The 10,274-nt window shown below is 45.3% G+C and carries 8 protein-coding genes; 3 read left to right on the plus strand and 5 right to left on the minus strand.

Features of this window, described 5'->3' with window-relative positions; genetic code table 11:
• The 3 genes from B3763_RS13705 to B3763_RS13715 form a co-directional block, all read left to right on the plus strand.
• Window positions 1-1,850, plus strand: a 1,850-nt coding sequence (locus B3763_RS13705) for a PAS domain S-box protein (RefSeq protein ID WP_286747300.1), incomplete at its 5' end; no start/stop codon positions are given.
• 12 nt (window positions 1,851-1,862) lie between these two features.
• Window positions 1,863-2,798 (plus strand): PAS domain-containing protein, encoded by a 936-nt coding sequence (locus tag B3763_RS13710; RefSeq protein ID WP_286747309.1) that lies wholly within the window; start codon window positions 1,863-1,865, stop codon window positions 2,796-2,798.
• On the plus strand, window positions 2,795-3,172 hold the full coding sequence (locus B3763_RS13715; protein ID WP_189631087.1) for a response regulator: 378 nt from the start codon (window positions 2,795-2,797) through the stop codon (window positions 3,170-3,172). Before B3763_RS13710 ends, B3763_RS13715 begins: the two co-directional genes overlap by 4 nt.
• Here B3763_RS13715 and B3763_RS13720 read toward each other — a convergent pair.
• From B3763_RS13720 to B3763_RS13740, 5 genes are all read right to left on the minus strand, one after another.
• Window positions 3,169-3,843 carry a peptidoglycan DD-metalloendopeptidase family protein gene (locus B3763_RS13720; RefSeq protein WP_286747301.1) on the minus strand — a complete coding sequence of 225 codons (675 nt, stop codon included), beginning with the start codon at window positions 3,841-3,843 and terminating at the stop codon, window positions 3,169-3,171. The genes B3763_RS13715 and B3763_RS13720 overlap by 4 nt on opposite strands.
• Window positions 3,840-4,994, minus strand: coding sequence for an acetylornithine deacetylase (gene argE / locus B3763_RS13725; protein WP_286747303.1), 1,155 nt, complete (start codon window positions 4,992-4,994; stop codon window positions 3,840-3,842). Before argE ends, B3763_RS13720 begins: the two co-directional genes overlap by 4 nt.
• Window positions 4,995-5,111: 117 nt before the next feature.
• Window positions 5,112-6,515 carry a YfcC family protein gene (locus B3763_RS13730; protein ID WP_286747304.1) on the minus strand — a complete coding sequence of 468 codons (1,404 nt, stop codon included), beginning with the start codon at window positions 6,513-6,515 and terminating at the stop codon, window positions 5,112-5,114.
• A complete protein-coding gene (locus B3763_RS13735; protein ID WP_286747306.1) occupies window positions 6,515-9,550 on the minus strand; it encodes a WD40/YVTN/BNR-like repeat-containing protein in 3,036 nt (1,011 codons plus the stop codon). Before B3763_RS13735 ends, B3763_RS13730 begins: the two co-directional genes overlap by 1 nt.
• 76 nt (window positions 9,551-9,626) lie before the next feature.
• Window positions 9,627-10,274: aminoacetone oxidase family FAD-binding enzyme (locus tag B3763_RS13740; protein ID WP_286747307.1), on the minus strand; the 648-nt coding region annotated here is incomplete at its 5' end.

The following is a 10,274-nucleotide window of genomic DNA, read 5'->3' on the forward strand; positions in this document are numbered from 1 at the left end:
ACCTGTACACAAATCCTGAAACCACCAAATCGCTATATCTGGCTCCGGTACAAAAAGAAGACTCTACCGGTGGCTACATCTGTTTTGCTGACTACAAAAAAGATAGGCAATGGACCAGTGAAGAGATAAAATTCTTTGAAACTGTAGTAAGTAGTGTCTCCCAGGCCGTTTGTAATCTGCAGATAAAAGAAGAACTGGCCTTAAGTGAAAAGAAATTCAAATCGATTGTTGAAAAAAGCAACGACCTCACGGCCATTATGAATCGCGATGGTTGCTACACTTATGTGAGCCCTACCTGCGAGAAAAAATTGGGCAAACCGGCCAAACAATTGGTGGGAAGCTACATCTATGATTTAATTGATAAGTCTGAGGTAGACTATGTTCGATCCAAAATAGAAGAAACTCTCAATGAAGGCTCAGCCCAGCTCAGACCTTTTCAAGTGCCCACGGCCTATGGTCATACCATCCTCATTGAAATGCAACTCACCAATATGATCGACAACCCCGCAGTAAAGGGAATTGTGATCAATGCCAAAGACGTAACCGGGCAAGTGAGTACGGAACATGAGTTGGAAATAGCCAATGAGCGATATCGACTAGCTAGCTTAGCTTCAAGAGATCACATTTACGACTGGGATCTTGCCTCCAACCACGTGGAGCGTACCGGGCAAAGTCTAAAGGCCCTATTTGGCTATGAAGAGGCCGACTGGAATAAAGAAGGATTCTGGTTCCCTAACATTCATCCGGAAGATGTGGGCTATGTGTACGAGAGCCTTAAGGCTGTTCTGGAAGATCAGACCAAAGATCGCTGCATTTTGCAATACCGGTTTAGAGGAAAAAATGGAAACTACCATACCATTATAGACTCCGGCCACATTATACGCGATAAAAACGGACATGCCATTCGGTTGGTTGGAACCGTCCGTGATATCAGCGATTCAATTCGCGAACAGCGTATTAAAGATGTACTGCATTCTCTTATTACCATATTTTCACAGGCAGAACCACTTAGAGACAGTCTTAAATCTGCGTTGCGCACCATAGTGGAAGAGACACGATTCGATATTTGTGAAATATGGCTCAAATCGCACGATGAACCCAAACTCAATCGGGTTGAGTTCTTCCTCAAAGAGTCGATGGGGCTACTGGCCTACAGCGAAAAGAGTAATGTTTCCAGCTTTGCTAAAGGCAAAGGACTACCGGGTAAAGTCTGGGAAAAACAAGAGGCCATTCTCTGGCACAGCATCGACCAAACAGAAACGGAGTTTGTCAGGGCCGATTTAGTAAGCGACTTTAAGCTTAAGGGCGCCCTTGGTGTTCCAATAATCAACAACAAAGAATTCTTAGGGGTACTGGTGTTCTTGTCCACCCATAATAAAGGAGACTTTGTCAATCTTAAAGAAACCATCACAGCAATGGGCCAGGCCATTGCCCCATTGCTCAAGCAGCGATTGCTTGAAGAGCGAAACCGCCAGTTTCAGCTCATATCGCCCGACTTGCATTTTTCTACTAACCGAGATGGTTTGCTAAAAGAAACCAACAATACTTTTCTGCATGTTTTAGGGTACAGCAGGGAGTCCGTAAGCACCATGAGCATTCGAGACTTTGTTTATAGCGATGACTCTCAAATAATCGATCAGATTTTACTTGAACCCTATAAAGATCAAACCAATCCGATTGGCTATGAAATAAGGCTGACCACCAAAACTGGCGACCTTGTATGGGTATTGCTCAATATGGGGTATAGTGTGGCCGATGATCTATTGCTCTTTGTGGGAAAAGATATTACAGAACAAAAACAGGTACAGAGCCATTTAAAACGCACCAACCAGAGACTCAAAAATGCCTAGGAACTGGCACTCATTGGCTATTGGCGAAAAGACATTAACACCAGTCACTTCGAGTGGTCTGAAGAAACATATGGCATTTACGGGTACTCCAAAGAAAGCTTTACCCCAACCGTAGACAACCTGCACGTTACCTTTCACCCCGATGAGTTGGAGCTAATGAATGAGTGGTTGAAAAACGTAATAAAGGCTGAAGACAACATTCAGTTGGAACACCGGATCATTACGGCCGACAATCAATTACGATGGGTATACCAAAAAGTACATGTGGTTAAAAACTCTAGTGGCCTAACGCGATACATGGAGGGCACCATTCAAGACATTACCGAGAGAAAAGACTTTGAGCAACAACTAGCCTTAAGTAACAGGCGCTTTCAGCTGGCCATACACGCCAGTAACCAAATTATCTGGGACTACGATCCAAATAGTGGTATCATTACCAGGGGTGGAAAATCCAATTTCGTTTTTGCAGAAGTAGAGGATTACAAACATAATAACTCATGGTTTGAACGCATTCACCCTGACGATAAGGAAAGTTCATTGAAAAGTTTTGAACAAGCCATGAACAGCACCGATGAGGTTTGGCAACGAGAATACCGTATTTTGGATAAGAACAACCAGGTGTCTTACGTTATAGACCGCTGTGCAATTTTGCGCGATAAAACTGGCAAACCCATACGAGTGGTAGGCTCCGTAATGGACATCACGGAGTCCAAACTGCGCATGAAAAAAATTGAAGAGCAAAATAAAAGCCTACGTGAAATTGCCTGGATACAGTCGCACGTTGTACGGGCTCCATTGGCCCGTCTTATGGGTTATGTGGCTTTGCTCAATGAGAATGAGGTTGAATCGCTTAGTTTTGATGAAATAAAAAAGGTAATATTAGACTCGGCCAAAGAATTGGATCAAATTATTGGTGAAATTTCGAACAAAACTACTGAGCTAAAATGAGGAAGATTTTATTAGTGGATGATGACCAGCCAACCAATGTTTTGCATGAAATTATTCTTAAAAAATTCACTTCTGTACCTTTAACTATCAAGACTTTTCTCAATGGTAAACAGGCCCTGGACTACCTTAAAGAAGCCCCAGGCCAGTATATCATTTTTCTAGACATTAACATGCCTACCATGAGCGGATGGGACTTTCTGGATGCCTACCAGAACATTGAGGGGCACGATGGTACACGTATATTTATTCTCACCTCTTCCATAAACCCCGAAGATGAACAAAAGGCTGCAAAATACCCTGAGGTAAACGGTTTCGAAATTAAACCTCTTTCCGTAGACTTTTTAAAGAAACACGTGGGAGAACTCTTTACCTAGTGTATCCCCGCCATGACGATGAATTCAGGATTGGGACAATTTTGTAAGTACCTGCCCTTTTCCGAAGCCTTGCAAACACCGGGATAATCGCCATGAAAGCCCTCCATATTCATTATCAACTGGAAATGAAGATGAGGGGGCCAATGAAAATTCTCGTGGTAAGCTCCCAGACTAGCAAACTGTTCCCCTTTCCTAATGGGCTTACCCTCATACAGTCCGTGTAAAGACATGGTACTCAAATGCCCGTACAAAGTATAGAAAGTAAGGCCGGCCTCCTCGTGTTCAAGAATAATTACCGGACCGTAATCGCCATGAGACCTGCGGTTGTCAAACGAATGAACAACACCCTTAAAAGGTGCATAAACAGCTGTGCCGGCCTGTGCCCATAAATCGATACCCAGGTGAATGGTGCGGGGTTCATCTTCAGTAAAAAGCTCGCTGCGCGAATACAAGCCCCGTTCTTCCAAATATCCACCAATACCCACTCTGGCTCCATTGGCCTTCAACTGGCCGAAAACCTGTGCTGTAAATTGCTCTTCATCGTTCAGATCTATACGCTCCAATGAAGGGTTATTTTTACTTAAGTCCAGTTGACAAAATTCACCGGAGCCAAACCGAATAGGTTGTACGGCCGAAATACCGGCTTCAGCAAGTAACTTTGACAGGTTCATTCAGAAAATTTTTTAATTAACCGATTCATAAACTCCACCCCCAGTGCAAGCTGCTCTTTGGCTATAAATTCATCGGCCCTATGGGCCTGTGCAATATCTCCCGGGCCACAAATCATTGCTTCAAAACCAACTTCGGCAAACTGCCCAGCCTCGGCCGCATAAGAAACTGCATCGGTGGTCTCGTTGGCTGCCAGTTCTTTTACCAAAGCTACAATAGCCTGGTTTGAACGGGTATCTAGCCCCGGAACCGCAGGGTGTTTGTTGGTGGTAGAAATCCTGAACCCCGCAAAACGCTGCTTCAGCTCAGCCTCTCTCTGGCGACAATACTCCTCAAACTCTTTTAATATTTGCTGTGGAGTTTCCGAAGGAATAGTTCTTACATCCCAGTTGAATACACACTCCTGGGCAATGATGTTTGGCGCCAACCCACCGGAAATATTACCTATGTGTATAGACGTATGATTGGGTGTAAATCGATCATCGACCGAACCCGAAGCAATTAATCCATCCATTTTAGACTCTAACCAGAGAATCAGGCGCATGGCCTCGTGTATAGCACTTACTTCTTGTTTTATTCGGCTGCTATGTCCTTGGCTACCGGTTACTTTAGTCTGAAAAATACAAATCCCTTTTTGTCCAACAGTTGGCACCATCATGGTTGGTTCACCAATAATGGCAAAACGAGGAGTCTCTGTGTAGTGACTTTTAATGGCTCGGGCCAATTCGGGAGCGGCAAGGCAGCCAATCTCCTCATCGTATGAAAAGGCAAAGTAAATTGGTTTAGTAAGGTTGGCCCGGGTCATATCGGGCAAGGCTGCCAAACAACAGGCTACAAACCCTTTCATATCGCATGAGCCTCTTCCATAGAGCAAGCCATCTCCTTTGTCGGTAAGAGTAAAAGGATCTGTGGTCCAGTCCTGACCTTCTACAGGAACCACATCGGTATGACCGGATAGGATGACCCCACCGTCTACTGCGGGCCCAATCCTACAATGTAATGAAGCTTTTGTGCCTTCAGGATTTGGCACCAACGTGGTTTTCACCCCATGGCTTTCTATGTATTCCTGTATCCAATGAATGATAGAAAGGTTACTTTCTCCTCCTAAGACAGGAAAAGACACCAGTTTAGACAATATTTCTTCAACGGTCATACGCATAAGGTTCGGTAAGTCAAGGTTTGTCGATGCGGCCAGCCATTGGCTGGTCAATCGGTGGCCTAAATTAGTACAATCCTTGGTTTTGCAAACGGTCGCAAAGCGAAGGTAATTTTAGGCAGGCCCCCAATGAATGGCCACCGACACGCTCAGTCCAATCCAGGCCATAAGCAGTACCAGCCCTACAACCGGAGCGATAAAACGTATCCATTTGTCGAAAGGAATTCTGCACATAGCCAGCATAGCAATAAGCCCCCCGAGAGTGGGATTGATCAGGTTGGTTACACCATCCCCAATCTGAAAGGCAAGAATTGTGGACTGTCGGGTAAGCCCCAAAACATCTCCTAATGGCAACATTATGGGCAAAGTAGCCAAGGCCTGCCCGCTGCCGGAAGGTATGAAAAAATTAATGACACATTGCGAACCTGACATAGCCAGAGCACTGGCATAAAGCGGCAATTCTTTAAGACCTTCTGAAAGATTAAAGGCTATGGTGTCTGAAATATTGGCCATTTCCATGGCCACCTTAATGCTGGTGGCTAAGCCTACCATAAACGCCCCGGGTGCCACAACCGCTACCGATCGCAAGGTGGTCTCACCAATAGTTTTACCGCTCATTCGCGATAGCAATCCTGCCACAATAGAAATGATTATGAACATGGCAGAAATTTCATTAATGTACCAGTGCCACTTAAAAACCCCATAGAGCATAACTATCATGCCTAAAACAAAAGCCCAAAGCACCAGCCAGTTGTTGGTGCTCATGGCATAGGTATGCAAAGGTTTTGAAAGCTTTAAACCGCTGGTATCTATACCAAGAGAGAGCGATTTCTCAGGCTCCTTAATTATCTTTTTAAAGTACCGCAGGTTAAAATAGGCCAACACCGTTAAAGCCACCAAACAGAGAATAAGTCGCAATAACCATCCGGAAAACATAGGCATTTGTGCCAGTGTATGCCCTGTTCCTACGGTATAAGGATTTACCGGAGACAACCCAAAACCCACCGTAACCGCTCCAACAGATATACCAGCAGCCAGCATAAGATCTCCACCAAGTGCAAGAGAAGTAATGGCCGCAAGCGGAATGAGGGCAATATTGTTTTCATACCCAATAAAGATTCCTAAACAGCCATATAAGTAAGTTAGAAGCACCACAACCAGCAACCTTCTCTCCACTCCCAGCCTTTTAACAAAACTACCAACCGCGTTTTCGATCATGCCAGACTTCTCTAACATGCCGAACATAATGCCCGAAGAAAGCACCACAAATATGATGGGAATAGCAGAGGCAAAACCTCCGGGAATTGCCAGAAAAGTATCGAGGAATGATAATGGTGTAGAGTCTATGGTATGATAAGAGCCGGGAATTACCCGGCTCCTGCCATCAATTATTTCTCTATCAAAAACTCCTGCGGGTATTAGATAACTCATCAAAGCTGTGAGCACTAAAATCCCGAAGAGCATTACCACAGGGTGCGGAAAGCTAAAACGGAGCCTATTGATTGACTTATCGGCCACTACTTAAGCGACTCAAATTCTTTCTTAATTGCTTCGAAGCGGCTTTTCAATTCTTCAAAACGCTCATAAGCATCTTGCCCCGGACGTTGGTCTGCCCGCCCAATCATGCTCGAAAGATAGCCGGTCTGTGACTGCAACATTGGCTGCATATATGTACCCGGAGGCGTTACCAATTGGTAATAAATTGTATCTAACTGTTCTTTCTTGCGTTGCGCTCTCTTACTTGCTTTTTCAGTTTCAAGGCTGTTTTGCAGGTCTTCTCTGGCCTTGGCTACCGTAGCTACCAATTGAGCCACCTCATCGGCAAACGACTGAATCTCCAAAGCCAACCGCTCTTGCTCAGCTACATCATCATCATTCACCAGGCTGCCTCTTGGGTCCAGTACCACTTTAAACTGTTCTTCCATCACCTGATCGCCCACAGTAAGTCTGGCCGTATAGGTGCCATTCGATACCATTGGCCCATTGCCAAGATAAGACCTTCTTGGATTTTCACTCCAGCCTCCTGCATGGCGCATATTCCATACATAGCGGTTAATTCCCTGCTTATTTGGTAGTCCTCCAGCGGCTGGCGGCTCAGAAAATTCAGTAGACATATCTCGTTCTGTATCTACCGGAGGACTTGGTCTTCCATTTACAAAAGAACGAATCACCTGACCCTCACTATTCACAATTTCCAGCTTTACCGGCTGGTCTTGGTCTTTTATGTAGTAGTCAATTGTAACACCCATCGATGGATATTCCGGGCCATTATAATCGCTAGAGGCTCTCATACGGTTTCTTATTCCGTCTTTCAAATCGAACAAATAAGCCTGATAGTCTTTTACATCGGCCAGTTCTCTAAGGCTAATAATGTTGTCCAATATCCAAAATCCTCTACCCATGGTAGACATCACCAAGTCATCATTATGCACCTTAATGTCAGTAATTGGGGTTACAGGCAGGTTATTATTAAAAGCCTGCCAGTTTTTACCATCATTGAACGACACAAAAAGCCCAAACTCGGTACCGGCATAGAGCACCCCTTCTTTCACAGGGTCTTCACGAACCACGCGGGTAGGGTAATCGGCCGGTATTCCATTATTACCGGGAGTTAAGAGCTCCCAGGTTTGCCCATAATCTTCTGTTTTATAGATGTAAGGGCTAAAGTCATTGTCCAATTGATAGCGCAAAACGGCCACGTAAGCTTTGGCCGGATTATGAGGTGAGGGTTCTACTGCATCTACCCTGCCCCCTTTAGGCATATCAGGAGTCACGTTGGTCCAGGTTTTACCACCATCTCGGGTCACATGCACAGGTCCGTCATTAGCCCCTACCCAAATAAGGCCTTCCTGCAAGGTAGACTCTCTAATGGCATAAATGGTACTGTAGTATTCTTCTCCCGTTACATCGCGGGTAATTGGTTCTCCCGGTACCACCTGCTTGTCAGCTTCAAAGGCTGTCAGGTCTGGCGAAATAATTTCCCAGGTCTTTCCATCGTCTGTGGTTTTGTGTACATACTGTGAGGTATGATACACTACATCGGGATTATGAGGCGATACATGAATGGGAGCCACTCGCTGAAAACGGAATTTAAGATCTTTGGGGTTGTGTCCATAAATATTGGTTGCCCCCACATAGTACTGTAATTCCTGGCCGGTGCGCTTGTCATATACTCCAAAACGCCCCTTGCAATTGGAGTATACAATATTGGGATTTCCGGGTTTAGGCACGGCAGGGCCTGTTTCACAACCACCGGTGTTTATGATAAAAGCATTGCTCCCCGACTGCACACTTTCTGTTGGCATACTGGGCACTGCAATAGTGCTGTAATTGTCTTGCTGGCCGGCATATAACCAATACGGGTATTGATCGTCTACCTCTACCTGATACAGCTCGGCTGTTGGTTGGTTGAATTGAGTAGACCAGGTTCGGCCATTGTTGAGTGTTACGTTTGCTCCCCCATCGTTGGCCTGAATCCAAATGGAAGTGTCGTTAGGGTTAATCCAAATATCGTGGTTATCTCCATGAGGAGTACTCACAGACCGCCAGGTTTTACCCCCATCGGTCGATTTTAAAAAGCGAAGTGCACTGTTGAACACCACATCGGCATTTTTCGGATTTGCATAAATATTGGTGTAGTAAAAAGGCCGGTTGGTAAGGTTAGAATTGTCTGAAACAAATTCCCAGCTTTCGCCACGATTGTCCGATCTGTACAAACCGCCCTGATCGTCTGAAGCTTCAATATTAGCATATACCCTCTCCGGCTTCGCTGCCGAAACGGCAAAATCTATCTTACCGATCAGTCGGGTTGGTAATCCGTTGGTAAGTTTGGTCCAGTTCACTCCTCCATCGGTCGACTTGTACACGCCTCCCTCAGACGAACCACTGATGATTGTCCAGGGCTTACGTTCTGCACGCCAGGCTCCGGCATAGATCGTATTCGGGTCGTCAGGAGCCAATTCCAAATCGGAGAAACCCACACTATCGGAATGATACAATACTTTTTGCCAGGACTTTCCTCCATCTACTGTTTTAAATACTCCGCGCTCTTCGTTTTTACCAAAAGCTTTACCAATAGCAGCCACATAAACCACATTGGGATTATCCGGATGAATCTCAACAGCACCAATCTGCCCGGTTTCTTTTAAGCCTATAAACTCCCAGGTTTTACCGGCATCGGTAGATTTGTACATGCCCTTTCCCGTAATCACATTGGAGCGCAAACCGTCAGAGCCTGTACCCACATAAATGATATTGGGATCTTTTTGATAAACCGATATAGCTCCAATAGAAGGGGTTGAAAAATAACCATCTGATACATTGTTCCAGGTCATTCCGTAATCATCGGTTTTCCAAACGCCACCACCTGTGGCTCCCATGTAAAAAACGGAGGGCTGGCTGGCTACTCCGGCCACGGCTGTAACACGGCCTCCCCTTAGCGGGCCTACGTTTCGGAACTCATAGTTTTTAAGAATTTCCTGCAGATCCTGGGCCTGTAGACCCACGGAAGAAAACACTGCAAGACATGTAATGATCAGATGTCTAATCTTCATGATAGTTTTAAATTTTAAGAATGGGGAAATTAAAATAAATACTGCAAAAAGCGGTGCAGCATTTTGACGAGCGGAACTAAGCCAGGCAGTGTTTTCCGGCAATGTAGCCGGTGGTCCAGGCAGCCTGAAAATTAAAGCCTCCCGTAATACCGTCTATATCGAGCACTTCTCCGGCAAAAAACAAGCCTTCAACCACCCGACTCTCCATGGTGTTGAAGTTTACCTCACCCAGTTTTACCCCCCCGGCTGTCACAAACTCTTCTTTAAAAGTGGTTTTTCCGTTCACCGGATACTGATCGTTGCCGAGTTTTTCCACCAAACGGTTTAGTGACTTTTTCGACAGTTCAGCCCATGGCTTATCTTCGTCTATTCCAAGGGTTGTCAGAAAATGTTCCCATAACCTCTGTGTAAGCCCCAGCGGCATCTGATTTTTAATTTTTTTCTTGGGGTGGTCTGTCTGTATCTGCCCTAACATCTCCCTTAACTCCGTTTCGCTAAGGCCCAACCAGTTAATATGAGCTATGAACTTATAGTTCATTTCGTGAAGCAAACGAGCACCCCAGGCCGATGTTTTCAAAATGGCCGGGCCACTCATACCCCAATGGGTAATCAATAAAGGTCCCTTTTCCATTAGGCGTGTACCCTGAATTTTTACAACTGCGGCAGGCACCGATACCCCCATGAGCTGAGTAATGGACTGCCCGGGCATGTTAAAAGTAAAAAG

Source organism: Roseivirga sp. UBA1976, assembly GCF_002336325.1.
Lineage (GTDB): Bacteria > Bacteroidota > Bacteroidia > Cytophagales > Cyclobacteriaceae > Roseivirga > Roseivirga thermotolerans.